Source organism: Suicoccus acidiformans (genome assembly GCF_003546865.1).
Classification (GTDB): domain Bacteria; phylum Bacillota; class Bacilli; order Lactobacillales; family Aerococcaceae; genus Suicoccus; species Suicoccus acidiformans.
On sequence record NZ_CP023434.1, the window covers coordinates 48,488 to 74,550 of the forward strand.

Annotated in this window: 28 protein-coding genes and 2 other annotated features; of the genes, 19 read left to right on the forward strand and 9 right to left on the reverse strand. The window is 42.2% G+C overall.

Annotated features, from left to right (window positions below; genetic code table 11):
* The first annotated feature begins 7 nt into the window (after window positions 1–7).
* Genes tmk through CL176_RS00285 form a run of 9 tightly spaced genes read left to right on the forward strand, consistent with a single transcriptional unit; the run spans window position 8 to window position 5,906 of the window.
* A complete protein-coding gene (gene tmk, locus CL176_RS00245) occupies window positions 8–640 on the forward strand; it encodes a dTMP kinase (protein WP_118989504.1) in 633 nt (210 codons plus the stop codon).
* A 58-nt stretch (window positions 641–698) separates the two neighbouring features.
* A complete protein-coding gene (locus CL176_RS00250; protein WP_118989505.1) occupies window positions 699–1,028 on the forward strand; it encodes a cyclic-di-AMP receptor in 330 nt (109 codons plus the stop codon).
* A gap of 10 nt (window positions 1,029–1,038) precedes the next feature.
* Window positions 1,039–2,016, forward strand: a complete 978-nt coding sequence (locus tag CL176_RS00255) for a hypothetical protein (RefSeq protein ID WP_118989506.1) — start codon at window positions 1,039–1,041, stop codon at window positions 2,014–2,016.
* A 29-nt stretch (window positions 2,017–2,045) separates the two neighbouring features.
* Window positions 2,046–2,381: an initiation-control protein YabA gene (locus CL176_RS00260; protein ID WP_118989507.1), complete on the forward strand. Its 336-nt coding sequence runs from the start codon at window positions 2,046–2,048 to the stop codon at window positions 2,379–2,381.
* Window positions 2,382–2,383: 2 nt separating this feature from the next.
* Window positions 2,384–3,136, forward strand: a complete 753-nt coding sequence (locus CL176_RS00265; protein WP_118989508.1) for a tRNA1(Val) (adenine(37)-N6)-methyltransferase — start codon at window positions 2,384–2,386, stop codon at window positions 3,134–3,136.
* Window positions 3,129–3,464: a GIY-YIG nuclease family protein gene (locus CL176_RS00270; protein ID WP_118989509.1), complete on the forward strand. Its 336-nt coding sequence runs from the start codon at window positions 3,129–3,131 to the stop codon at window positions 3,462–3,464. Before CL176_RS00265 ends, CL176_RS00270 begins: the two co-directional genes overlap by 8 nt.
* A complete protein-coding gene (gene rsmI / locus CL176_RS00275) occupies window positions 3,442–4,317 on the forward strand; it encodes a 16S rRNA (cytidine(1402)-2'-O)-methyltransferase (RefSeq protein WP_118989510.1) in 876 nt (291 codons plus the stop codon). The genes CL176_RS00270 and rsmI overlap by 23 nt, the downstream gene beginning before the upstream one ends.
* A 16-nt stretch (window positions 4,318–4,333) precedes the next feature.
* Window positions 4,334–5,353: a YdcF family protein gene (locus tag CL176_RS00280; protein ID WP_118989511.1), complete on the forward strand. Its 1,020-nt coding sequence runs from the start codon at window positions 4,334–4,336 to the stop codon at window positions 5,351–5,353.
* A gap of 1 nt (window position 5,354) precedes the next feature.
* On the forward strand, window positions 5,355–5,906 hold the full coding sequence (locus tag CL176_RS00285; RefSeq protein WP_118989512.1) for a DNA-3-methyladenine glycosylase I: 552 nt from the start codon (window positions 5,355–5,357) through the stop codon (window positions 5,904–5,906).
* A gap of 80 nt (window positions 5,907–5,986) precedes the next feature.
* Here the strand turns inward: CL176_RS00285 and mscL are convergent, their stop codons facing one another.
* The 6 genes from mscL to CL176_RS00315 form a co-directional block, all read right to left on the reverse strand.
* On the reverse strand, window positions 5,987–6,370 hold the full coding sequence (gene mscL, locus CL176_RS00290; protein WP_118989513.1) for a large conductance mechanosensitive channel protein MscL: 384 nt from the start codon (window positions 6,368–6,370) through the stop codon (window positions 5,987–5,989).
* 126 nt (window positions 6,371–6,496) lie between these two features.
* Entirely contained in the window at window positions 6,497–7,639 is a 1,143-nt protein-coding gene (locus CL176_RS00295; RefSeq protein WP_118989514.1) for an NAD(P)/FAD-dependent oxidoreductase, read from the reverse strand.
* A complete protein-coding gene (locus CL176_RS00300) occupies window positions 7,636–8,100 on the reverse strand; it encodes an RDD family protein (protein WP_162890737.1) in 465 nt (154 codons plus the stop codon). The genes CL176_RS00295 and CL176_RS00300 overlap by 4 nt, the downstream gene beginning before the upstream one ends.
* Entirely contained in the window at window positions 8,093–9,145 is a 1,053-nt protein-coding gene (gene sppA / locus CL176_RS00305; RefSeq protein ID WP_162890738.1) for a signal peptide peptidase SppA, read from the reverse strand. Before sppA ends, CL176_RS00300 begins: the two co-directional genes overlap by 8 nt.
* Window positions 9,146–9,305: 160 nt before the next feature.
* Window positions 9,306–10,262, reverse strand: coding sequence for an L-lactate dehydrogenase (locus tag CL176_RS00310; protein ID WP_240430560.1), 957 nt, complete (start codon window positions 10,260–10,262; stop codon window positions 9,306–9,308).
* A 248-nt stretch (window positions 10,263–10,510) separates the two neighbouring features.
* Window positions 10,511–11,668 carry an aminotransferase class I/II-fold pyridoxal phosphate-dependent enzyme gene (locus CL176_RS00315; RefSeq protein ID WP_118989517.1) on the reverse strand — a complete coding sequence of 386 codons (1,158 nt, stop codon included), beginning with the start codon at window positions 11,666–11,668 and terminating at the stop codon, window positions 10,511–10,513.
* 133 nt (window positions 11,669–11,801) lie between these two features.
* Window positions 11,802–12,048 (forward strand) — a binding site (T-box leader).
* A gap of 38 nt (window positions 12,049–12,086) precedes the next feature.
* Here CL176_RS00315 and CL176_RS00320 point away from each other — a divergent pair.
* The 5 genes from CL176_RS00320 to CL176_RS00340 all read left to right on the forward strand — a co-directional run bounded on the left by CL176_RS00320 (window position 12,087) and on the right by CL176_RS00340 (window position 17,641).
* Window positions 12,087–13,154 carry a methionine ABC transporter ATP-binding protein gene (locus CL176_RS00320; protein WP_118989518.1) on the forward strand — a complete coding sequence of 356 codons (1,068 nt, stop codon included), beginning with the start codon at window positions 12,087–12,089 and terminating at the stop codon, window positions 13,152–13,154.
* Window positions 13,151–13,867: a methionine ABC transporter permease gene (locus CL176_RS00325; RefSeq protein ID WP_118989519.1), complete on the forward strand. Its 717-nt coding sequence runs from the start codon at window positions 13,151–13,153 to the stop codon at window positions 13,865–13,867. The genes CL176_RS00320 and CL176_RS00325 overlap by 4 nt, the downstream gene beginning before the upstream one ends.
* Window positions 13,868–14,078: 211 nt before the next feature.
* Window positions 14,079–15,812 (forward strand): alkaline phosphatase, encoded by a 1,734-nt coding sequence (locus CL176_RS00330; protein WP_118989520.1) that lies wholly within the window; start codon window positions 14,079–14,081, stop codon window positions 15,810–15,812.
* A gap of 77 nt (window positions 15,813–15,889) precedes the next feature.
* On the forward strand, window positions 15,890–16,609 hold the full coding sequence (locus CL176_RS00335) for a hypothetical protein (protein ID WP_118989521.1): 720 nt from the start codon (window positions 15,890–15,892) through the stop codon (window positions 16,607–16,609).
* Between the two features lie 21 nt (window positions 16,610–16,630).
* Window positions 16,631–17,641, forward strand: coding sequence for a hypothetical protein (locus CL176_RS00340; protein ID WP_118989522.1), 1,011 nt, complete (start codon window positions 16,631–16,633; stop codon window positions 17,639–17,641).
* Window positions 17,642–17,881: 240 nt separating this feature from the next.
* On the opposite strand, the gene CL176_RS00345 is transcribed toward CL176_RS00340, so the two are convergent.
* Window positions 17,882–18,541, reverse strand: a complete 660-nt coding sequence (locus CL176_RS00345; RefSeq protein WP_118989523.1) for an aspartate/glutamate racemase family protein — start codon at window positions 18,539–18,541, stop codon at window positions 17,882–17,884.
* 112 nt (window positions 18,542–18,653) lie between these two features.
* Window positions 18,654–18,904 (forward strand) — a binding site (T-box leader).
* Window positions 18,905–18,996: 92 nt separating this feature from the next.
* Between CL176_RS00345 and CL176_RS00350 the strand changes: the two genes are divergently transcribed.
* Both CL176_RS00350 and CL176_RS00355 read left to right on the forward strand, forming a co-directional pair.
* Window positions 18,997–19,941, forward strand: coding sequence for a MetQ/NlpA family ABC transporter substrate-binding protein (locus tag CL176_RS00350; RefSeq protein WP_118989524.1), 945 nt, complete (start codon window positions 18,997–18,999; stop codon window positions 19,939–19,941).
* A 69-nt stretch (window positions 19,942–20,010) separates the two neighbouring features.
* Entirely contained in the window at window positions 20,011–20,907 is an 897-nt protein-coding gene (locus CL176_RS00355) for a MetQ/NlpA family ABC transporter substrate-binding protein (RefSeq protein ID WP_118989525.1), read from the forward strand.
* A gap of 38 nt (window positions 20,908–20,945) precedes the next feature.
* On the opposite strand, the gene CL176_RS00360 is transcribed toward CL176_RS00355, so the two are convergent.
* Window positions 20,946–22,331, reverse strand: a complete 1,386-nt coding sequence (locus CL176_RS00360; protein WP_118989526.1) for an HD domain-containing protein — start codon at window positions 22,329–22,331, stop codon at window positions 20,946–20,948.
* Window positions 22,332–22,345: 14 nt separating this feature from the next.
* A complete protein-coding gene (locus tag CL176_RS00365; RefSeq protein WP_118989527.1) occupies window positions 22,346–23,215 on the reverse strand; it encodes a lipoate--protein ligase family protein in 870 nt (289 codons plus the stop codon).
* 96 nt (window positions 23,216–23,311) lie between these two features.
* On the opposite strand from CL176_RS00365, the gene CL176_RS00370 reads away from it, so the two are divergent.
* From CL176_RS00370 to CL176_RS00380, 3 genes are all read left to right on the forward strand, one after another.
* Window positions 23,312–23,731, forward strand: coding sequence for a YwiB family protein (locus CL176_RS00370; RefSeq protein ID WP_118989528.1), 420 nt, complete (start codon window positions 23,312–23,314; stop codon window positions 23,729–23,731).
* Window positions 23,732–23,772: 41 nt separating this feature from the next.
* A complete protein-coding gene (rpoE, locus tag CL176_RS00375) occupies window positions 23,773–24,420 on the forward strand; it encodes a DNA-directed RNA polymerase subunit delta (protein WP_118989529.1) in 648 nt (215 codons plus the stop codon).
* A 246-nt stretch (window positions 24,421–24,666) separates the two neighbouring features.
* Complete coding sequence (locus CL176_RS00380; protein WP_118989530.1) at window positions 24,667–25,980, forward strand: ABC transporter substrate-binding protein; 1,314 nt, start codon at window positions 24,667–24,669, stop codon at window positions 25,978–25,980.
* Window positions 25,981–26,063 lie beyond the last annotated feature (83 nt).

The following is a 26,063-nucleotide window of genomic DNA, read 5'->3' on the forward strand; positions in this document are numbered from 1 at the left end:
TAACTAAATGAAGCCCAGAGGAAGGTTTATATCATTAGAAGGTCCAGATGGTTCAGGTAAATCAACCGTTATTCGAGGCCTCCAAAAAGCCTTGCAAGAGCGAGGCGTTGATGTGATTACGACAAGAGAGCCTGGGGGAAGTCCCATTGCTGAACAGATTCGTGAAGTGATACTTAATGTAAATAATACAGCTATGGATGGACGTACTGAAGCTTTATTGTATGCAGCTAGTCGACGCCAGCATTTAGTAGAGACAATCATTCCGACTTTAGATAAAGGCCAGTGGGTCCTATCCGATCGCTTTGTTGATAGCTCTTTAGCCTATCAAGGTGTTGCCCGCCAGATTCCTCAGGAAGAAGTTTGGACAATCAACCAATTTGCGATTGAGGGTCAGCTACCAGATTTGACCCTATTATTAGATGTTCCAGCTGAAGTAGGTTTGGAGCGAATTCAAAAGGCTCGAGGCCAACGTCAATATGACCGTTTGGACCGAGAGAGTTTAAATTTTCATCAGAAAGTGCGCCAAGCTTTTCTCGATTTAGCAGCTGAGAATGACCGGATTGTCCTAATTGACGCCAATATGACTTATGATGCAGTGATTGAGCGTTGTCTAGAAGTAATTGCAGAACGGTTGAATTAGCCTTGTATTTCGGCTTAACGATAGTCAAATTAAGAAGATGCGGAAGGGGAGATATTCGATGAAATTAATTATTGCGATTGTTCAAGATGAAGATGAAGTGGTGTTGAGTAAGGCCTTCCAGGAAGCGGATTTCCAAGCTACTAAATTAAGTAGTACAGGTGGTTTCTTGCGTTCAGGCAATACGACTTTCCTTATTGGTACAGAAGCTAAACGGGTAGAGGCTGCGTTAGATATTATTCGCGATTGCTCACAAGAGCGGACGCAGACAGTGGTCGCTCCATCTAATTTTGATGTGGATTATAATATGTCCCAAAACTACCCAGTGCAAGTAGAAGTAGGGGGCGCCATTGTCTTTGTCTTGCCAATCGACGCCTTTTATCGCTTCTAAGGGGGCAGCTATGTCAAAGGCTAGCCAACAACTCATGGAGCATTTCTTTCGGCTGGTCGCCCGTCGACAGTTGGCCCATGCTTATGCTTTTACTGGGGAGGATACAAAGGCCAAGGAGGAAGTTACCTTGGCTTTAATTCAAGCTTTGGCTTGTCCACAGTTTGAGCAAGCGAACCGACCAGACCAAACGTGTAACGTGTGTCAACGAGCAGCTGGCAATGCCTTGTCAGATGTATTATATGTCCAGGCGGATGGCAAGTATATCCGCGTTGATCAAATTCGGCAAATGCGTGAATGGTTGGCGACCAGTCCGGTCGAACTGAATATGAAGGTGGCTGTGATTGAAGAAGCTTGGTTGATGAATGAAGCAGCGAGTAATGCTCTGCTTAAGTTTCTTGAGGAGCCAGTTGAGAATGCTTATATCATTCTGTACACTCCGGTGATGAGTATACTGTTGCCGACGATTCAATCAAGAGTTCAGAGCTTTCATTTGCCGACTGATTCAACCAACCGCGAGGCATTAATTCGATCAGATAGAGCCTTTGATGAGCATGCGCTGCAAATTCTGATGAATCTTCCCCAAGGAGCGAGTGAAAGGCTTCAGGAACAATATGAGGCAGAGGATTTGAATGCTTGGCTGGATGCGTGGAAAAGCTATTATGCTTTGCTTGTACAAGGGAAAGGGACAGCCTTTGTCAGTGTGCAAGCGCATTTAAAGCCGTATTTATCTGTACAAGGTAGCCTAGATGGATTAGATTACTTACTTTTATTGAATCGCTCGACTATGTTTGCAAGAATGGATTTTCCTAAAGATTCGCGCCAGATTCAGAATTATTTCGTAGAGAATTTGTGTGCGAATGCTCAACCGACGCTCGAGCATTTGAGCCGTTTAAATGACACAATCTACCAAGCTAAAGAGAAAATCCAAGCTAATGTCAGCCCACAACTTGCCTTAGAACAACTCGCTTTGAAGGCGAGCTTTCGTTAAATTATATATAAGCAAAGGAGGTGTGCCAGATGGAACCACAAGCAATCGAAGAACTATTAGAACAAGCCAACGCTCAAATGTTGGAGTTGAGCGATACTTTGGCACAGCTCAAGCGCGCTGTAAATACCTTACAAGAAGATAAGAATCAATTAGAAATTAAAATTCAAGATTTACAAGACGTTGTTCGCGAGTCAACCCAAGTCGACGCAGATAATCCAGAAGGACAAGAGCATACAGGGGGTAAAGAGCGTTTACAGAATTTCTACGATAATGGTATTCATTTCTGTCATCAATATTTCGGGATGCGCCGAGCTCCAGAAGAGGGTTGTATGTTCTGCCAAGATATATTAGATCGGTTGGATTAAAGATGAAGCATTCAGAAGTAGCGATTGAAGCAAACGAACGTTTAGACTATTTTCAGCGAGAGGATATTCATCTTATCCAAAGTAAAGCCTTTTTTACGTCCTCTTTAGACGCAATTTTATTGGCGGATTTTACCCAATTACCGGTCAACAAAACCTTTCATTATATCGATTTTTGCTCAGGAAATGGTGTCATTCCTTTGCTTTTATCTGCCAGAACACAGGCAACCCTTCAAGGGATTGAAATCCAGGCTCCCTTGGTCGATATGGCCCGCCGCAGTGCTCAGTTGAATGGGCTCGCAGAGCGGGTTGAATTTTTGCAGATGGATTTGAATGACTTTAAACGTCCGCAAGATGTGTTATATGATTGTGTGACGTGCAATCCCCCTTATTTCCTTGTAGAGCAGAGTCGGGAAACGCACCAATTGGATAGTCACGCGATTGCCCGACATGAAATTTATTTAACGCTCGAGCAATGGATCCAAAAAGCGAGTCAAGTGATGCGGAGCAAGGGTAAGCTATTCTTCGTGCATAGGCCGGAGCGTTTGGATCAGATATTCCAGACCTTACTCAAGTACCATTTCAGTATTCACCGCATTCGTTTCGTACACCCTAAAGTGGATCGCCAGGCCAATACTATTCTGGTGGAAGCCATTTATGGCGGTGGCTTATCCGGTGTTAAGATTGAGCCCCCGCTAGTGGTGCATGAGGCAAACAGCGAATACACTGAGGAGATGAAAGAGATTTACTATGGCTAAGTCTTATTATTTCTATGTGCTATATTGCCGGGATGATACCTTATACGGCGGTTTTACCACGAATCTTCAAGCGAGAGAGGCGACACATAACGCTGGTAAAGGGGCCAAATATACCCGGGTTAGAAGTAGGCAGCCTGTCCGTATGATTTATGCAGAACGCTTTAGCGATAAGCGGCAGGCTATGCGATCTGAATACCAATTTAAACAATTGACGAGGGCAGCCAAAGAGCAATATTTAAGGCAGCATGGCATTGTGAATGTCAAAGAAGCAAGTTTTGTACTGGTCAATGGAGAGGAGCTGTCCGATGCAAAGACAGAAGAGTTTTGAAGATGAGGGAAACCGAGGTGCTCTTTATTTAGTGCCTACGCCGATTGGCAACTTGGAGGATATGACGTTTAGAGCAGTTCGAATTCTCCAAGAAGCTGATATGATATTAGCGGAAGATACTCGACAAACCCTCAAACTGTTGACGCATTTCGAAATTGATACTCCTTTAACGAGTTACCATGAACATACACATTCAGACAAGCAAGAACAATTGTTTGCGTCTTTAGAAGCAGGTGAAGTAATGGCAATGGTCAGTGACGCAGGGATGCCACTGATTAACGATCCAGGACATCCCCTGGTGAAACGTTGTTTAGAAGTCGGTGTGCCAGTTATTGCCTTACCAGGAGCCAATGCCGCTTTAACAGCGCTAATTGCTTCAGGTATGGACCAAGAACGCTTTACTTATTACGGTTTTTTCCCAAGACAGACGAAAATGCGTCAGGAAATACTGGAGCAAGTAGGTATGCGTGAAGAGACGGCAATTTTCTATGAATCGCCGTATCGCATAAAAGATTTACTTAAGGCTACAATACAAGTGTTAGGAGCCAATCGTTCAGTAGTTTTAGCCCGTGAATTGACTAAGCGTTTCGAAGAATATATGCGGGGATCAGCTGAGGATTTGTTGCTGGCAGTAGCAGAGCAGGGAATTAAAGGTGAATGTGTGGTTTTAATTGCTGGGGGTGGCTTAGAAGCATCTTCCCAGCTAGCAGCGGATTTATCTTATAAAGAACACGTTGAGCAGCTCATGCAGCAAGAGCACTTGACGAGTAAAGAGGCGATTAAGCAAGTTGCTCAATTACGCTCGGTGCGTAAGCAAGTAGTCTATCAAGCTTATCACGAGCTGGGTGAATAGATGGGAGGGCTTTGGTTTGATTTTTTATGCTCTGGCCGGAATGTTAACAATTCTTTTGATTCTGTCAATCCTTCACCCTCATCGCGCCTTACAACCGACATGTTTGGCGCTTTTTGCATTAACAAGTTGGTTATTGGGCTTAATCAATTTTAGTCATGCGACACTGATTTATACAGTCCGCTATTTCTTTTATGTAGTTAGTGGCTTTGCGATTGCTTTGAGTCCGATTATCTTATTATTACTGGCTTTCCTTGTGTTACTGCGAATTAATCAAGACGAGTTGCGTCTCTTGCGTAAAACTTTGCACGGCTTGATTGCACTAACTTTTCTCATCTTTTCAATATATACGCTAAGTGCTTGGTTTCGTTTGGAAGAGGATATGACGCTTTTAATTCAGGTAAACGTCATGCTAACCCTATATTTTGTGGTAAATTTCTTGAGTTATTTAGTCATCAGCATTGTCTTAAATCTTGCCCCACTCAGAGAAGAGGTTGAGCTGATTGTCGTACTAGGCGCACGTATTGAAGACGATAATCGGTTGCCTAAAGTATTAAAAGCCCGCCTTCAAAAAGCCTACCGTCTCTATTTAACCGTAGAGGAATCTAATAGACAGCAAGTACGCTTTATTGTCAGTGGTGGCGTGACCTCTAAAAGCAATCATCCTGCTGAGGGTCAAGCGATGCGTCATTATTTGATGGACTTAGGTGTACCGGCGACACAGATTATTGTTGAAGACCAGGCTTTAAATACATATGAGAATTTTATGTATAGTCAGGAGCTTATGGAACGCTATGAAATACAAAGCACACCGGTAATTATTACTAGCACTTTCCACTTGCTACGGTCTTATTTCCTTGCTCACCGAGCTAAGTTACGGGCCCACTTTAAAGGAGCCACCAGCCCAGTTTGGTCATGGCCTTATGCGATTGTCCGTGAATACATGGCTTATTTACTTCTAGTGAAAGAATGGAATTATTTATATATTATTTTCGTTATGTTGGTAGGGAGTTACTATGTATTAAAAGGGGGTTTGTAAGGTGAAGACAGTTCAACGGTGTGAGTGGGTTGAAGGCAAGCCGCACTATTATGTAGCCTATCATGATTACGAGTGGTGTCAGCCGACACATGATGAGCAGGAATTATATCAGTGGCTTCTCTTAGAAAGTTTCCATGTCGGCTTATCTTGGCAACTCGTCTTATCAAAGTATGAGAATTTCCAAGCAGCTTTTAGTCACTTTGACTACCGTCAGATTGCCCAGTATCAGGAACAAGACGTTCTAAGGCTCATGCAGGATAGGGGGATTATTCGTCATGAAGGGAAGATTCGAGCGGCAATTACGAATGCGCAAAGTTTCTTAAAAGTTCAAGAAGAATTTGGGACATTTGACGCTTATATATGGTCTTTTACAGATGGTAAAGTTATTCAAGGTGAAGGCGCAGGGATACCTAGTCGAACGCTCTTGAGTGATCAAGTCAGTAAAGATATGAAGAAGCGGGGCTTTAAATTTATTGGCTCGGTCACTATCTATTCATACTTACAAGCTATCGGAGTGGTCAATGACCATGATAGAAACTGTGCGTTTAAATAAAGGCAAAAGCGCTGAGGAACCGTATTGGTCGCCTCAGCGCTTTTGGGATAGATTATCGGATTTACCTTAAAGAGGTAGCATTAGTTCTGTTTCTTTAATTCAGCTAGGATATCTGTTAGTAATTCCGTTTTAGTTGGTCCAGCTTCTTCTACTTCTTCGACTTTAGCCGATTTGTTCAAGTTCTTCGCTTTATCAATACCTTTTAAGACCAAGAATAGGAATAGGGAGATTAATAAGAAATTAATAATAGCTTGTAAGAATAGCCCAATCCCAATGGTAGTATTGCCGATTGTAATCGTCAAATCTGTAACATCCGCTGCGCCTGTTAAAGAAACAATGAGCGGCATGAAGATGTCGTCAACTAAGCTGTTAACAATACTTGTGAAGGCCGAACCCATAATAATACCGGTTGCCATCTTTAAGACATCATCACCTGAAATAAACTCTTTAAATTCTTCCCACATAAGTCATACTCCTTAATAAATTGATGAATCCTTTGTATCTTATCATGATGTAATTTATTTGCCTACTTAATAATCGAAAAAAGGAATAAAAACGCTCTTTCACTCCTTTTTATCATTAAATAATAGTTATTTATTTCTAGAGATATAATTGTCGATGGGGAAGTCCTCGGCTTTAAGTGACCAGCTACCGTTGATAACTAGCTGACTCCATTCATAACCGAGAAAAGGCCCGCTGGTTAAGCCGGACGAACCAAGCCCACTTACGGCCCAAAGATTGGCAGTTTCAGGGACTTGGCCGACGAGCACGGCGTAATCTGAAGTCATCGCCCGGGTACCTACCTTACACTCAACGTGATCGGTAGGCTTGATGTCTTTGAGCAGTGGTAGCCACTGGCTAGCTTCTTCTTGGAGAGCCTGAAGCTCTGATTGATCAATCGATAAATCGTAACCCATCTCGTCCTCGTGGCTTGCCCCAATGATGATGCGACCATCATTGAAGGGGATAATATCTCCTGTTCCATAAGGCATCACCACAGGCCAATGTTGGTCTTTCCATGCTTCGTTTGAAAGGATGAATAATTGTCCTTTCTGGGGACGAATATCTGTTTGATAACCAAGCGGCTTGAGCAAATGGGGCAGCCAAGCGCCGGCGCTAGCTAAGATATAGTCATAGGCTTTAGGGGGTTGCTTATTCGTGAAGAGTTGAATTTGTCCCTCAGCATCTTCTTTTAGAAATGCCTCGAAATGTTCGATTTTACCACCGTGCTGCAGACAGGCTGCGTGCAAGGCTTGGATTAAAGCTTCACCGTCTACCCGTCCTCCACCTTCAACAAAAGTTGCTGGATGTGTTGACTTTAGGAGTGGATTGTAGTTGGAAACTTCTTCGGGAGCAACCGGCGCTATTTGGCCAATCGAAGGTGAGGCTTCGCGTTTTGTCTTAGCTTGTTTTAAATCTTGCTGCACCCGCTTTTCTTTCCGGCGAATCATCAGCGTGCCATCTACTTGAAAAATCTCCTGGCTATTGAAGCCGTCATCGTCTAAGTCAGACATGAGCTTACGATAAAATTCAGCACCATTTGATACAAGGTAATACCAAGGTTTATTGCGTCTTAAGGAAAACCAGGGGCAAATAATTCCGGCGGCTGCTTTAGTTGCTTGGCCGGTACCTGTATCAAATAACGTAACGTCGCAGCCAGCTTTGGCTAAGTAGTAAGCTGCAGTAGATCCGACAATACCGCCACCGATGATTGCAATCGTTTTGTGCTTCATTCTTTTAACTCCTTCTCGTTTTCTATTGATATATTAATGAAATCGTCTTTTAAGACATAGGTATCTGAAAGATAGTCGCTAATATGGGTTTTACCTTGGGTAAAGGCGACGAACAGATAAGGCAAATAGAGCAACTGGTTGCAGAGAAAGCGTCCGATACCTTCACGGAAAAAGGTCTGCTTCCAGCTTAGTTCTTGGCCATCTTCATTAACGACTTGGATGCTTAAGAGCATTTTGCCGAGGGTTTGACCGTGATTAAGCTGTGTGAGAAGAATAAAGTAACCGTGATAAATCAGTAGATTTAGTGCCCATTCGCTTAAAGAACTGACCAGCCAGGATGGGGGTAACCAAGCAAAGATTACACTGCGAAGGAGGCTAATCATTAATCCATCGAATAAGAAAGCGGGCACCCGTCGCCAAAAACCTGCTCGAAAGCTGTAGGGATAGTAAGACTCAATCATAGATGGAACCTCCTTCGATGTATAAGGCCAGAGGTTCATTGATTAATGCTTGCAAATTAGGTATGTCTGTTTGAGTCATAGGTTTATTGACTTGGCCTTGGAGTAGTGAACCGAGCTGACCTAAACCAAATAGGTCATCGATTTGCAGGTAATAGAATATTTCGGGTGAAGTGATATTTAAGCTTTCAGCCAAGTCATTAAAGACGGTCTCTTCATAGGCAATCGCATCGACTAGGCCATTCTCTAAAGCTTGAGCCCCATCGTAAGTCCGTCCATCGGCTAACTTAAGGACCTCTTCGCGTGTTAAATTCGTCCGTCCAGCATCTACAACATCGACAAAGCGTTGGAAGACCTGGTCAATTTCTTCTTGTAAGATAGCTTCTTCTTCTTCGGTCATCTCACGAGTGCTACTACCAATGTCTTTATGATCATGGGATTTAATGGATTGATCTTCGATGCCTAAGTTTTCTAGGAGTTGGCTGTAATTAAAGCCGCTACTAATGACACCAATCGACCCGGTTACTGTTTCTTGGTTGGAGGCATATATTTTATCAGCTGCTGCAGCGATATAGTAACCTCCGCTAGCTGCCATGGATTTAAAGGAGGCATAGATGGGTATTCCGGTTGCTTCCTTTAAAGCTAGAAGACGTTCATAAACTTCGGCACTATGGTAAACTGTCCCACCAGGTGAGTTAATGTCAAGGACGACACCTTTAACACTCGAGTCCTCTTGAATAGCCTTAATGCTATCGATGACGTGCTGGTGATAATATGTTGGCCCTTGCATAAAAGAGCTACTGCTACCTTCATAAATAACCCCATGGATTGGGATGACAGCAATGCGCGCATCTTTATTACCTTGTTGGATGACTTGTTCTGATAGGGATTTGCCCTGAGTAAATTCTTGAAGTAAATCCTGATTCTTAGAAGTGTTTCGTCGATTGGCATATAATTGCGAACGTCCGCTTACAAGTAGTAAGATAATTGCCAGAACAAGGGCAATCCAGCGTTTATGCTCGCGATTTCTTGGGGGAGTCTCTGTCATTTCTTCACAACCTTTCTCTTGTTTGAGTAACATAAGATTACTTAAGCATAGTATAGCATAATCTAGTAAACACTTGCTTTCAATAAAGTGAAAACCCTGCAAGCTTTGAAAACAAAGTAAGCTTGCAGGGTTTTTCAGTGTTTAAGAAGCCGAAGTGCGCTTAAGCTTCCATATCTAATTTATCAAAAGCTGATTCAATAGTTTCTTTGAGGGTTTTAGCAGAGGCTTGCATTTGGGCTGCTTCGGTATCATTCAAATCGAAATCAATGACATTACGAACACCATTGCGTCCAATAATAGCAGGAGCTCCGATAAAGACATCATGGATGTCATATTCCCCGTTTAAATAGATTGAAAGAGGTAACACAGTATTCTCATCGTTAAGGATAGCTTTAACAATCCGGGTTAAGGCAACCCCAATTCCGTAATGGGTAGCTCCCTTACGCTCAATGATTGCGTATGCCTTATCGCGGACACCGATAAAGCGCTGTTCTAAGTCTTTGTAGTCGACTTCAGAATTTGCTTTAACCCATTCATAGATATTTAAGCCACCAATATTTGCCTTAGACCAGACTGGGAATTCGCTATCTCCATGTTCACCCATAATATAGGCATGCACCGAGCGGGTATCCACATCCAATAGACTTGCGATTTCATGACGGAAACGGGCTGAGTCTAGAGAAGTACCTGATCCGACGATTTTTTGGGCTGGGAAGCCAGAGAATTTCCATGTTGCGTAAGTCATAATATCAACCGGGTTAGAAGCGACTAGGAAGACTCCATTAAAGCCTGATGCGACTACAGAATCAACCATATCTTTTAAGATAGGTAAGTTCTTATCAACTAAATCTAAACGTGTTTCGCCCTCTTTCTGAGGAAGGCCAGCTGTGATTACTACGACATCCGCATCTTTACAATCGCTATATTCTGCTGCGAAAATTTTGACAGGCTCGCGGTAAGCAAGAGCATCGCTTAAATCAAGCACATCCCCTTCAACGCGCTTCTTATTAATATCGATAATTCCAAATTCGCGACCGACACCTTGAATGATTGATGAATAAGCAAAACTTGACCCTACTGCACCATCACCGATTAAAATAACTCTTTGATTTGCCACAATAGTCACCTCATATATTTTTTACTAGTATAACTCAAAGTTCATCGAATCACAACTATTAAATACAGTTAATATCTTTGTTTATAACAGATAATCTTTGTCATTAAGGCATTCTTGTTATTTTAAATAAATTAAGTGGAGCAGTTCATTGGTATTAATGTTTCGGAACAAACAAAGCAATTTGTATAATTAGGTGGCTTTGAACAAGGCTATGCGTGTTGTTTAAATAAGGCTGTTGCCGTTAAATATTACAGCTTAGTAAATGCTTCTAGGCGATGGATAAATTCTTCTAAATCTGCCATACTCGCTGCATAACTAATTCTGAAGTATCCTGCCCCACTTTGACCGAAGGAGCTACCTGGAATGACACCAATCTTAGCTTGCTCTGCTAGTGTTAAGCAGAAATCTACGTCATTGCCTGCAAAATCAGCAGGGACTTGAACAAATAGATAGAAAGCCCCTTGAGGATTAACATATTGGTAGCCGAGACGAGTTAATTCTGCAGCTAAATAATGACAGCGTTTCTGGTATTCTGCGCGCATTGCTAGAATATCTTCATCACAATCATTATAGGCTACTACACTAGCTGCTTGTGCCAAGGTGTTGGGTGTATTGATGGTAGCTTGTTGGATTTTAAAGATGGTATCTAAGATTTCCTTGGGTGCAGCGATAAAGCCCATGCGCCAGCCGGTCATGGCATGAGACTTGCTAGCACCGTTGATAAGGATGGTCTGCTCTGGTAGAAGCTTCGCCATCGATACATGTTCACTGTCGTAGGTTAACTCCGCGTAGATTTCGTCTGATATAACCGTAAGTTGGTGTGTTTTAATGATTGGAACAAGCGCTTCTAACTGTTCGCGGGTATAAGTAGCCCCAGTTGGATTGGAAGGGTGATTGAGAATTAACGTCTTGGCGCGAGGATTAGCTTTCAATGTCTCTTCTAAGCGTTCCGGTGTTAGAATAAAGGCATCTTCACTAACATCCACAGAGACAAACTCCCCACCTGCTAGAATCGTTTGTGTTTGATAGATGACATAATGGGGAGCGGGTGCAATGACTTGATCTCCAGGATTCGTTACGGCAGTAATAGCGGCGAAAAGAGCACCCGTTGCCCCTACGGAGACAATGATTTCGTCTTCTGCTCGATAGTCTAAGTCATAATGACGCTTAAGATAGTTTTGAATGGCTTGGCGTAATTCGATTGTCCCGCGGGAATGGGTGTAGCCTGTAACGCCTGCTTCAATGGCATCGATGGCTGCTTGACGTACTTTCAAGGGAGCGTTAAAGTCAGGCTCACCAAGGGTCAATTTCAATAGGTCGTCGATATGACTAATTTGGTCATTGAATCGGCGGATGGGGCTAGACGATATGCGTTCGGATTGTTTATTTATGTTAAATGAATACATTTGAATCACACTCCTTATACTTTCCGTTAGTATAGCACAGAACTTCTTAAGAAGTATGTAAAGTATACAAGAACTTCCAGAGATTTCTTTGCTTGACTTTTGGAAAGGGGGTCGGTATGATAGTTCAAACGATATAAATGCGATGATTTGGAGAGTAAATGCATGGGGTGCTTATAGAGAACCTGGATTGGTGGAAACAGGGAGTTGCTGTGCATTGAAGATGGCCAAGGAGCGGTTACTGTGAGTTTTAGCATGAGCAGTAAACGGATGCCTTCCGTTAAGTGGGCGTTGGTATAGCATAAATAGCTGTACCAGTGAGGTTAATTTAGTAATAAATTAATGAATTAAGGTGGTAACACGTGAGTACTCTCGTCCTTTGAATAGGATGGGAGTTTTTTTGTTAAGGAGGAGAGTTAGAATGATTAATTTACAAGACATCGACGTCATCTTTGAAACAGATGAGCGCATTGTGCAAGCAGTTAAAGATGTGTCCATTCGAGTGGATAAAGGTGAAATATTCGGCATTGTTGGCTACAGCGGTGCAGGAAAGAGTACCTTGGTGCGTACGATTAATTTATTGCAACGGCCTACAAGTGGTTCGGTCCAAGTGAATGGACAGGACTTAATGAGCTTAAATAGTAGTGAATTGCGTCAGGCCCGTAAGAAGATCGGGATGATTTTTCAGCACTTTAACCTTATGGAATCGCGCACTATTTTTGATAATGTGGCTTTTCCTTTAAAAGGTAGTGGCTTAAGTAAAGATGAAATTAATGCAAAGGTGCTTGATTTACTGGAGCTAGTAGGTTTGGATAGTAAGACGCATAATCATCCTAGTCAATTATCAGGCGGTCAAAAGCAACGGGTTGCGATTGCTCGCGCTTTGGCCAATGATCCGGATATCTTACTGTGTGATGAGGCAACGAGTGCGCTCGACCCTAAAACGACGTCTTCTATTTTACGTTTGTTGAAGGATTTGAATGAGAAGCTCGGTTTGACTATGGTTGTCATCACGCATGAGATGTCGGTAGTCAAAGACTTGTGCGATAAAGTGGCGGTGATGGAGAACGGTCAGATTCTAGAACAAGGCACCATCTTAGACATCTTTACCAATCCGCAGAAACCATTGACGCGCGAGTTTATTAATACAGCGACGCACTTTGATCAAGAGTTAGAAGTTGTCTTGAAGCAGCCACTCACACGCGAGTTGAATGAGAAAGGAGTTATTTATCGCTTGAGCTATGTCGGTAGTGAGACGACGAAGCCAATTATTGCCAACTTGGTTCGGGAATTCGATGTGGATGCGAATATTCTTTATGGTCACGTTGAAGTCCTCCAAGGGACACCAACAGGTAATTTGGTGATTGCACTTGACGGAGAACCCGATGCGATTGAACGTGCGATTGCTACTTTAGAAACACGATCGGTCAGTGCCCAGTCACTTGATGATATTATCTTACAATATGTTAAAGAGGAGGGGTTACAATGATAAATACCATATTATTGCTAACAGCGGAGCGCTTTAATGAAATAATGGAACTATGGCTTCCATATGCATGGCCAATCCGTGATGAATTTCTAGTCGCAACGGGTGAGACGATTTATATGTTGGTCATCTCATGCTTGATTGGTGGGCTACTGGGACTTATTCTTGGAATTATTATGACAGTCACGGGACCGAACGGTATCTTGGAAAATCCTGTAATTTATAAGGCTTTAGATACGCTGGTCAATATCTTCCGGTCCATTCCTTTTATTATCTTGCTAGCTTTATTAATTAATGTGACTCGAGCCATTGTTGGTTCTTCCATTGGTCCAACTGCGGCTACTGTACCAATTATTGCCAGTACGATTCCCTTTTATGCACGGCAAGTGGAAATTGCTCTTTTAGAGGTTGAACCGGGTGTTATTGAAGCGGCAGAAGCAATGGGTTCAAGTCCTTTGGATATTATTTTTCGTGTCTATCTCAGAGAAGGACTTCCCGCTTTGCTTCGTGTCAGTGCTTCAACTGTCATTAATGTTCTTGGCTTAACTGCCATGGCTGGTTCAGTCGGTGGTGGTGGTCTAGGGACGATGGCTATTGCCCGTGGATACCAACGCAGTCGAATGGATATTATTCTTATCTCCACAGTGCTCATTCTTTTAATTGTCCTTATAAGTCAATTATTCTTCAATTGGATCATTAAGAAAACAAAACATTAAAAAAGTGGAATGAACAAATAAAGTTCGTGGTTGTGCCACGAACTTTATTTCATTCATATATAAAAATATTGCAGATAATTTAGAATTATTTCACAAGACGAATTTACATAGAATTTACAAAGACATTACGCTAAATTTACACTCCTTTGTTAACATACACTTGTATGATGAATCGTTCATTAGTACAAAAACTTTAAAAAGGGGTTTAATGATGAAGAAATCAATTTTAATGACTTTGGCTACTTCTTTAATGTTAACGAGTGTTGCACCAAGTGTTGCGTTCGCTAAACAAGAAGAAGGCCAACACGCGGATAAACCAGTCGTGGAATTACAAGAAGGACGCGCTTTAACAGAAGATTTATCATTAATTAACGAGAACGAAGCGAAATATGTTTTCCTCTTTATCGGCGATGGTATGGGTAATATTCCTGTGTCAGCAGCTGAGTATTACTTAGGTCCAGACAATGGTAACGAAGGCTTTGGTACAGCTGAAGCTCAACCATTGAATTTCTCTCAGTTTCCAGTGATCGGCTTACAAAATCCAACAGATGCTGATCACTATGTTCCAGATTCAGCAGCTACTGCAACGGCATTTGGTAACGGGGTTAAAGTCGATTCAAACGTGATTGGTTTAACACTAGGTTATACAGAGCAAACGGAATCTATTGCGGAAAAAGCTAAGGCTGATGGGAAGTCTGTCGGCATCTTATCCACTGTTACATTAAACCACGCAACACCAGCAGCTTTCTACGCTAACGTCGAGCACCGTCGTAACTACTATGAGATTGGTGAGCAGATGGCTCTCTCTGATTTCGATTACTTCGCAGGTGGATCATTAAGCCGCCGTACAGGTGATGAAGATGATCAGAAAGACTTATATGAAATTCTTGAAGAAAATGAGTACACGGTAGCGGAAACACAAGAAGAGTTCGAAGCAATCAATGCGGAATCTGGCAAAGTTTATGCACCAGCTTCAGTTATGTCAGAAGCTGATGGTACTTCAATGAAATATGCCATTGACCGTGAAGAAGGCGAGCCAACATTCGCTGACATGGTTTCTAAAGGGATTGAAGTTCTAAGCGCCAATGAAGAAGGCTTCTTCATGATGGCGGAATCTGGTAAGATTGACTGGGCAGAACATGCTAATGACGCTGCAACCACAGTTAAAGAAGTCATCGACTTCCAGAATGCCATCCAAGAAGCGATTGATTTCTACTATGAGCACCCAGAAGATACTTTAATTGTTGTAACGGCCGACCATCCAACAGGTGGTTTCACAATCGGTAACTCTGAAACAGGATACAACAGCTACTTTCATCTATTGGATAACCAGAAAGTGTCCCAAGAAGAGTTCGATGTAATCTTCGACCAAGCATTGGAAGAGAATCCGGAAATGACATTTGAAGACTTTGTGCCAGTATTGGAAGAGAACTTTGGTTTTGTCTTTGATTTAGAAGCAACAGAAGAAATACCAACGGTTGCTGAAGCAGAAGCAGCTGAAGAGGAAGAGTCAAAAGATTTAATGCTTGTAACTCCATTGGAACTTGAAGAGTTGAAATATGCTTTTGAGCAATCTAAATTACCAGAAGAAGAGCGTAATTTAGGTCAAGCAGACATCATCAAAGGTTACCATTCTTACAAACCGATTTCGATTGCATCTACACGTTTGCTTGCTCGTAAAGCTGGTTTAGCCTTTACAACGGTTGACCACTCACCAGAGCGTGTGCCAGTGTATGCAATCGGTGCAGGTGCTGCAATGTTTGAAGGAAACTTCGAGAATATTGACATTGCTTATAAATTATTAGCTGCAATGGGCCTATATGAAGGTGGCGATACAGCGAGTGCACCAATCGCAGTGACGGGTAAAGCAAGTGGTGCCGAAGAAACAACTGAAGAAGTAGCATCTGAAGAGATTGAAGAAGGCTCTGAAGAGTCTGCTCAATAATTCGCTGACGCTATACGAAATGAAATCCTGGTCTCAAGGCTTTCTTGGGGCTAGGCTTTTTGATATAGGAGGATTTGATGAAGAGACGATTATTACTGAGTTTAGGTTTATTCAGCTTATTGCATCCCCAGCAAGTAGTGTGGGCGGAAGCATCTCAAGGACTATCTGTTGAAGACATGCCCTTTACAGGCTACTATGTTGCACCCGATGACTATGCTATTGAAGGCTTGTTATTTGATGAGCGACAGTTGATTATTTACGTTCATAATGGAGGAGACATAGCCGGCGAACATGATCACCATCACGGGCATGAAGCGCATGATTCACATATGCATGATGTAACTGAGGAAGTGCCTCACCACGACCATGAAGTTGATAATGTTGAGGGTGCATTAAGTGGTCAAGAGCGGGTGAATGCCTTAGCGAGTTTACATTCATTTCCGCACCCAGATTTAGCTAATTACTCTGAAGGCTTGCGTGAGCATTACTTAGATGAGTTGAATTTACCTTATGATTTAAAGGGTACATATGCAGAAATTACTCAACAGATTACACCAGAAATGTCTCAAACGGATATTATTCACTTAATTAACAATACTATTCCAAGTATTTACTATACGGAAAAAGATGGTTATGCTTATTACATCATCGCCAATCCAGATGTAGAGCAAGTGGACAATGTATGGATTGTGAGCTTGTTTGGTGAAGAAATTATTCGTTTGGAAGGCTCAGGCTGGCGCATTGAAGATGAAGAAGGTATCACGTATGAATTTATTGATGGCATTGTGCCGAACTAAGTATTAGGAAGGGTTAAACGTATGAAGAGAATACTAAAGGCTGTATTATTCGCTCTATTATGTTTAAGTATTCACGGGGCTGCTTATGCAGCAGACGATCACCATCAGCATGGCGGAGGCAGGGCGAGCTTTATACCGCAAGCTATCTTAAACCCAGATGACTCTAAGTATGTTGCTCCCCAAGCAACAGAAAATTATATTGGGACATACACTGCTGAAACGGAGATACCAGCATTAAATGTGACGGTACACCTCATTACTGAAGTCAGTGAAGACGGCCTGTTCAATCTAGCCTATTATTTCGAACCAGCTGGTGAGAAGGCAGGGTTACGTTTTTATGCAAAGAATGCAGAAACTATCGAAAGTCGTCCAGCAATTTACCAAGATTTAGTAGTCATGACTGGGGCCTTGCGGGAAGGGGACGGAGGCTTAGGCACCGGCTTAATTGGCAAAACCATCTCGCCAGTAGTTTTATTAGATGAGTCTGGTGAACCAGAGCAACTATATCCATTTATGGCTTTGGCCTATGATTTGCGTGAGACATATACGAATGCACGCGTTTATCAGAATACCGGTCTTTATTTCGTGGACGGAGAGGTATTAGCTGATATTAATCATATGATTGGCTTGGAAGACGGTGAGCAGATCACTGTAACTTTTGAGAAAGTAGATGGAAATCACGCAGATGCGTTGCTGGTAGACAAACGTGTGTATGAAATTCTCCAAGAAAGCTTCGATCATTACCTTATAGACCATAATGATTTCGCGATGGATTTCACTAGCGCGAATCAATTTGTCCAAGAGGTTCTAGCGATGCATTTGGAAACGAACCGTAGCTTCCCGGCAGATACAAAGGTTGACCTGTTGCCAGCTGAAGCAATTATGTGGACTGAAGCGGGGGAAGTTGAGTATAGTATGCTTATCAATGATGAAATTCTCTATGTTTACGTTGATGGGGAATTATATGTAACCGATGCTTTTACTGAAGGAGATGGGCGGTATTCGTCCAAGGAATGGACAGGTCAGTCATAACTTTAAGAAAGGATGCGGAAGACAGTGACAAATAGAACCTATGAAAGACATGGTGGCGATCCGCATCACCCAGATCACCCGAGAAATCGATTCAAAAAGCCAAACACCGTGAAGCACCTTCGACGAAGAAAGAGTCAAAGCAATATCGGATTGTAGATCCGCATGACCCTAAACATCCATGCAACCGCTGAAAAAAAGCAACAGCCCTCTTCTTTGAGGGCTGTTTCGATAAGGTTAATTTCACTTTGTTGCGAGCGCTTCGAGCATGTAAGTTGCTGGATCAAAGAGGGGAATATCGGTTAGCCCTTCCAAAGCATCCCGTAAGTAAGGGAAATGCGTACAGCCAAGCAGGATGACATCGAATGCATCTTTGCTCCCTGTCAGGCTATTAGCATATTCGAAGAATTTATCCAGACGGAAAGCGTAAATAATGTCAATAGGGTCTCGGGCCTCTTCGATGGCTTCCACGAGAGGTAAATGGGAAAGGGAGATTACGCGTCGCTTAGGCTGGTTCAAGCAGGTATAGTGTTCGATATCAGACGCAGAAGCACCGGTTGCACACAGATTTAATACATTCTGATAAATATCAGGAAGTGCTTGATATGCTTCTAAAGGAGTTACTGTGGGTATATGCAAAGTGCGAGCAACGATCTGATAGTCAACCATAGCGCTCAGAGAATTACTGTATATAAAGATTTTTTCGGCTCCTTCAGTCATAACTTCTTCAACGAAGCGCTCATAGCGTTGTTGCAAAGTATCAGGCTGGGTATTATATATTGTGACAATTTCATCAGGGTCACTCGCAACTGTTCGGTGACTAACGTTAAAGCCAGAGCTCTGTATGATATTAACACCCATTTGCGTATCGGCGGGCGTAGCTCCAATAACACCAATTTTCATGAAGATTCCTCTTTCTATCATAATCTATAAAATTATTATAGCACAGTTAGAAAATGATAATAATTGCTTGACAAATAATTGCAGATGATTTATAGTAAGACTACTTTAATAATTAAACGCAAAAACGTGAAAAGTAAAATCACAGTGCTTTATAGAGAGTTCGCGTAAGGTGGAAGCGAATAAGTAAACATGATTTGAAAATGGTCACCGAGCGGTCACTTCGAATGCTTAGCACAAGGAGTGGACGGAAGCACCCGTTAGCTAATGACTCAGTATAAGGCTTGCCCTGTACTGGTAGAGCTTGTATTAGTGATAATGCAAGAAATAAAGGTGGTACCACGAAGTTATACTCTCGTCCTTTCTAGGATGGGAGTTTTTTGTGTTTAAGGGGTGATTAGTTTATTTATCGCACGTGTCGTTTGTCGTAAAAGTTTAGATTAAAGGAGAAGATAAATATGAAACAATGGATTAAGAAATTAAGTGTAGCAGTCTTAGCAGGAGCCCTTACTTTACCGAGTGCCTTACCGGTTTTAGCAAGTGAAGCAGGTTCATTTGAAGGAGAAACCGTTAAAATTGGTGTTGTATCTGGACCAGAAGAAGATGTTTGGCAAGTAGTTGTCGATAAAGCGGCTGAAGAGGGGATTACGGTTGAATTAGAATTATTTACGGATTATGTTCAACCCAATGTAGCCTTGCAAGATGGTTCGATTGATTTGAATGCTTTCCAACATGTTGCATTCTTAGAGGACTGGAATGCGTCGAATGATGGCACCTTAGAGCCTATCGGCTATACTTTCGTATCACCAATGGGAGCATATTCAGATTCAATTACATCCTTAGATGAGTTAGAGGATGGCGACCAAGTTGCTATTCCTAATGACCCAACGAATGGAGGACGAGCTATTCTAGCCCTAGAACTGGCTGGTGTGATTGAAGTAGATGATGCAGCTGGTGCTTTAGCTACAGTCGATGACATTACTGACAATCCTAAAAATATTAATATCGTTGAATTAGAGGCTGCCCAACTTTCAGCAGCCATTCCAGATTCAAAAGCAACTTTTATTAATACAAACTTTGCTACTGATGCAGGCCTAAGTTTAGCAGATGCAATCTTTGTTGATGCAGATTATCCTGATGAATTAAACGAATCATACAAGAACGTTATTGCTGCCCGCAGTGAGGATGTGGAAAACCCACTTTACCAACGTATTGTAGAAATTTACCAAACAGAAGAAGTTGCCCAAGCTATTTATGACTCAACTAATGGAGGCGACAAAGCGATTTGGGAAGGTGCACCGGTCATTGAAGGTCCAGCAAGTGCAGACGTTGCAGAGGAAGCAGATGTGAATAGTGAAGAAGCGGAAGCTGACGAAGAAAGCTCCGAAGAGACATCAAACTAAATTATTTATGCCTAAGTCCGTTTAGAGAGTGGCCTTAAGTATTACAGCACAAAACAAGGGGTGTTAGAAATGAAGAAATTCTTACAAACATTTTTATTCGTGGCCTTAGCAAGTGGTCCATTACTTATCTCCAGTGCCCAAGTTGTAGCAGCACAAGGGGAGTTTGAAGGCGAATCTGTCACTGTTGGTTTAACTGCAGGTTCGGCTGAAGAAGTTTGGCAAGTAGTGGTGGAAAAGGCTTTAGAAGATGGTATTGAAGTAAATTTAGAAATCTTTACGGATTACGTCCAACCGAACGTTGCCTTACAAGATGGATCGCTAGATGTGAATGCCTTCCAACACGTTGCCTTCTTAGATGATTGGAACGCGTCGAATGATGGTGATTTAGAACCGATTGGTTTCACTTTTGTATCACCAATGGGTGCCTATTCTGATAAAATTTCGAGTTTAGAAGAGCTTGCGGATGGAGATGTTATTGGGATTCCGAACGATCCAACGAATGGAGGACGTGCGATACTTGCCCTTGAAATCGCAGGTATTATTGAAGTGGATGATGAAGTGGGTGCTTTAGCTACGATAGCTGACATTACGGCTAATCCACTCAATCTTGAATTTATCGAGTTAGAGGCAGCGCAACTACCCGCTTCTTTACCAGATGTGGCGGCAGCTTTTATTAATACGAACTTTGCCACGGATGCGGGCTTGACTTTAGATGATGCGATTTTCGTCGATTCTGAGCATCCGGAAGAGTTGAATGAAGCTTATAAGAACGTCATAGCCGTCCGCAGTGAAGATGTAGATAACCCCTTGTATCAGCAGTTAGTAACTTATTACCAAACACCAGAAGTTGCTCAAGCCATTCTTGATGCAACCGCTGGGGCAGATAAGCCGATTTGGGAATCTGCCGATAGTGTTGAAGATACTGAGGAAAGTGAAGCAGAAACGTCAGCAGACGAGGCTGCTTAATCAAAAGGAACGCCAGCAGTTGGCGTTCCTTTTGATATTTAGAAGAGTCTTTGTTGGATATGGTGGGTAACGTCGTTTGTCTCTTCTTTATGAGCTTTGAGGATGAGTTGTTGATTGGGATTGAGTTCTGACTCGGGTAAGGCCTCGATTGCATGGAGAACTTCGCGGGGGAAGTAAAGTCTGTGGTCGCCTCGTTCACGTCCAGTTAAGGAGTTGACCAAAGGGCTTACTTGAGATAATTCAACGACCTGGTTCTTCTTCGTGATAAGGTCTATTTGCGTACGAGCATTGGACTGATAAGGTCGGAAATAGTCGTAAGGTAAATCAAGACTGGCATTCTCGCCGAAATAATACTCAGGGTCATAGCCATAGTGATCGATTTCCTTTTGTAAGGCGAGCCTTAATTCTAGGCTCTCTCCAGCCGTCGTCAGTAAGGACTTAAAGGGTTTGCGGTTGAGGAAGCGCCAACTTAAATCGCTAAGAATGGGGTCTGCGTCTTCTTGCCATTGGTTGAAGAAAGATTGCATTACATAATCATCTAAGCGCAAATAATCTTTGAGCGTCCAATCATTGGCGAAGAAGGGTTGCAAGGCAGCTGAAGCGCTTCTAAAGTCCTCTCCGCGATTATAAAAGCAATGTTTCGCTCGTTGAAGCAAGTTGCGAAGTACTTCCTCCATACCACGTGAGACAGGATGGAAATAAACTTGCATATACATTTGGTAGCGGCTGACAATATAATCCTCCACAGCATGCATGCCGACAAAATCAAAGACAATACGATCTTCATAGGGGCGAATCACACGAATGATGCGAGTTAAATCAAACTTCCCGTAACTGACACCGGCATAATAAGCATCGCGTAAAAGGTAATCCATGCGATCGGCATCGATTTGACTACTGATGAGTTGCACGACTTGTTGGTTAGGATAATCTTTACGGATTACACTAGCAACTTTGGCAGGAAAGTCTGCGCTAACTCGGCGCAAAACTTGATTGACTTGTGTATCAGAGGATGTAATAATCGCTTGCGTAATCGCTTCATGATCTGTATCGAAAATACTCTCAAAGGTATGGGAGAAGGGACCATGACCAATATCATGGAGGAGGGCGGCACAAAGGGCGGTTAAGCGTTCGCGGTCGTCCCATAAGCCGTCGCCTGGAGTCTGTGTAGGATAATTTCGTACAAAATTATTGATAATCCGCCGTGTTATTTCATAAACGCCTAAGGAATGGGTAAAGCGAGAATGCTCCGCCCCATGAAAGGTATAGGAAGCTGTGCCGAGTTGCTTGATGCGACGTAAGCGTTGAAATTCTTGGGTATCAATAAGGTCTAGAACGACACGGTCACGAATATGAATATAGTCATGCACTGGGTCACGAAAGACTTTCTCCCGCTCCAAAGGCTTTGTATATTGGTTTGGCATGGTCTTCTCCTTTCTTAAAGTTCTGCGCGCAAATCGTTACGACGTTTGTCTAAGCGTTCAACAGCTTTGCCATAGTGCTGTGAGAGGAAGAAATCAACAAATGTTCTTTGCTCTGTAATAGAGTAGTTATGCACCGTATTGATTAAAAGTTCATATAAGTCGTCAACACGGAAGGGCTTACCTAATTCCTCTTCGATAGTTGTCATGACTTCTGCTCGAACCGCAGGGTAGCTTTCATCGGCTTGGCTAATCTCGTAGAAGGTTCGAATGAGCTCACTCCGCTCATCTTGGGAGCCATTCACACTTAAATAAGCTGCTGTAGTGACGCCTGTTTTGAAGCGTCTTTGTGCGATACCGCCAATTTTCTTGCCGTTGAGGACGAGGTCAAATTTACCAGGGCAGTAGGAATCTGGTATTTCATAACTTTCAACTTCGAGGCCAAGTGGGGCAAGTGCCTGGGAAATCCAAGCTACCATCTGCTCATAGGCTTCATCAATGCTTAAGGGATAATGCTGATTATCACTCACCAAGGAGACGTTAATAACTCCTGGATCACACACAACTGCGAGTCCCCCATGTGGTCTTAAGACAACTTGATAGCCTTGTTCTTCTAAATAGCGAATCCCTGCCGTGACCTCCGGCAGGCGAGCATCGCGTGTTCCTAATAAGACAACAGGATAGGCATAAGGATACCAATGAATAACGCCAAAAGCGGAATGGTCGCTGTAAAGTGTCTGTTTAGCATTGACTTCAGGCAACCAGCGGATGAAACTATCTTGATAGGCTAAAGCACTTGTGGCACGTTCGCGGTCCTCATTAAGACGGTCATCAAATAGTAGCCAGTAATGCTGTGCTAAATAAGGAAATTCAGTGGCTATCTTCATTTGGGGATACACTCCTTTTTGGTATACTTTATCTTGGTGGTATTATACCATTAATTACACTATAATAGGAAAAGCTAAGGAAAGGGAGAGGTTTGTGTGGAACGTAAGCAAGTGAGGGTCATTGTGGAGCAAACAATAAACTATATCGATCAGGATTTACAGGAGTCTTTTAAAGTCGATATCATTGGTGAGTATCTCTCTTTAAGAAGTTTCCGCAAGGTAAACTATCACGATAATGAAGGGCTGCCGATAGAAGTCAAATGGCAAGTACATCCGACAGCGGAGACTTATTTAGTTGATATTAAGCAACCTGCCTATGATTTACGCTTCAACCCTGTCTCAATTACGCAAAGCCAATATCAAACGCCTGCCGGACTTTGGTTATTGGATGTTGAAACAAAAGCGATTGAAATACTTGAGGAAGCAAGTAAGCAAGAAATCAATATTTATTATCAAATATCCTTAGGTTCAGAAACACTTGCAGATTATCATTTTCGATTGCTTTTACTGGATTAAATCGGTAAAATATGAAGGAATATCAGGAAGGAAGTGTCGCAATGGAGTTGAAGACATTCGTTGGCGAGAACATTGATGAACTTTCGATGATTGAAGTCGCCTTTGCGATTTTAGAAGAATCAGGAGAAGTATACGAGTTCAATGACTTACTAGCCACAATTCAAGATTATTTAAATATGAGTGAAGCAGAGCTTGAAGCGAGAATGGCTCGTTTCTATACAGATTTAAATATTGACGGTCGCTTTATCTCTCTGGGAGAAAATCGTTGGGGTTTACGAGCTTGGTATGCGATTGATTCAATTGATGAAGAAATTATTAACTCAATTGATGATGATGATTTACCACGTCGTCGCCGTCGTAAGAAGACTCGCAAGCTAAATGCTTTTGATGAAGATATGATTGATTACAATGAAGACGACCCAGAAGATATTGATGATATCTACGATGAAGATTACGACGAAGATGATGAAGAGGACGAAGATGAAGGTCTAGACGGCTTGGACGTTGTCGATATGGATGATATGAATGACGAGGACGATTCAGCGGATGAAGAGTTAACTGTCTATGCGTCTGATTTGGATGAATTAGGCGAAGATGAAGTATCCTTGGATGATGATCTTGAATTCTCAGATGATGACGATGAGGAGTCTGATGAGGATGAGGAAGAAGACGAGGAAGAAGATTTATAAAAGTTGAAGTACTTAAGAGAGGACCATAGGAAGGTTCTCTTTTTTTGTTCATTTTAATAAGTGTAACTGCTTGAAACGTTAGATAATAGAGCGGGACTATACATTGTTATCCATCAAATGTAACTAAATATTTACTTCAATTTAACTATAAATATATAATTTCACATTATATTTACTCTAAATTTACAATGATTTCGTATGATAGAAATGTGTTTAAAATACAATTTTTAGGAGGAAGAAAGCACAATGAAGAAATTTATGCGTAAAATGGGTACATTGGCAATGACTTTAGCTGTAGCTTTAGGTACATTTGCACCTGCATTTACAGCGCAAGCTCAAGAGCCAGTTGAGTTGGTGTTCTGGCATGCAATGGGCGGAAATCTAGGAGAGGCCTTACAAGCTATTGTAGATCAGTTTAATGAGTCTCAAGATGGTATCCATGTCACTGCACAATATCAAGGATCTTATGATGAAACGTTAACGAAATTACGTTCACAAGCATCCGGTTCAGAAGTTGGAGCAGACTTAGTTCAAGTATTTGAAGTAGGTACAACTTTCATGATTGATTCAGGTTTAACTGTACCTGTACAAGACTATATCGACAAAACAGGTTACAACGTGGAACAAATTGAACCTAACTTAGCAGCCTTCTATACAATTGATGACAAGTTGTATTCAATGCCTTTTAACTCATCAACGCCATTGTTATACTACAATGCCGATATCTTTGAAGCAGCTGGTGTTGAAGTACCAACTACTTTAGAAGGAATCATTGAAGTAGGTCCACAATTAGTTGAAGCAGGGGCTGCTATGCCAGCATCTATTTCAATCTATGGATGGTGGATTGACCAATTCTTCTCTAAGCAACAAGAAGATATCTTCAATAATGGCAATGGACGTGAAGGAGTTCCAACTGAAACCGCATTCGTTGATAGTGGCGCGATGGAAAAAACACTTGCTATGTGGCAACGTGGTCAAGATGAAGGTATGATGCCAAATGTTGGACGCAATGGTGGCCAGCCTGAATTTGTCTCGGGACAAGCTGCTATGACATTTGCTTCAACAGCCAGTTTACGTCAAATCTTAACGGAAGTCGATGGACGTTTCGAAGTTGGTACAGCTTACTTCCCAGGTGTTGACGCAGAAGATGAAGGTGGCGTTTCAATCGGTGGTGCTTCATTATGGATGATTGACTCTGGTGATGATGCGAAGAAAGACGCAACTTGGGAATTCATTCAATTCCTGATTTCGCCAGAAATTCAAGCCCAATGGAATGCTGCAACAGGTTACTTCCCAGTAACTACAGCTGCTCACGAGGAACAAGCTTTCAAAGATAACTTGGCTGAGTTTCCTCAATTCCAAACAGCGATTGATCAATTACATGATTCAGCTCCAGAAGATCAAGGAGCCTTATCTGGTGTAAACCAAGAAGCGCGTCAAATCTATGAAGCGGAGTTAGAGAATATGTTAAACGGCCAATCTACACCAGCAGAAGCTGCCCAAAAGATGGCAGAGCAAGTTAACGCAGCCCTTGAAAACTATAATGCTGCCAATCAATAATACTAGACTATCGTTGCTGGACACAGTTATTGGCTGATGTCCGGCAATTTTCTTTATTACATTCATTACTGCTAAGAATGTTA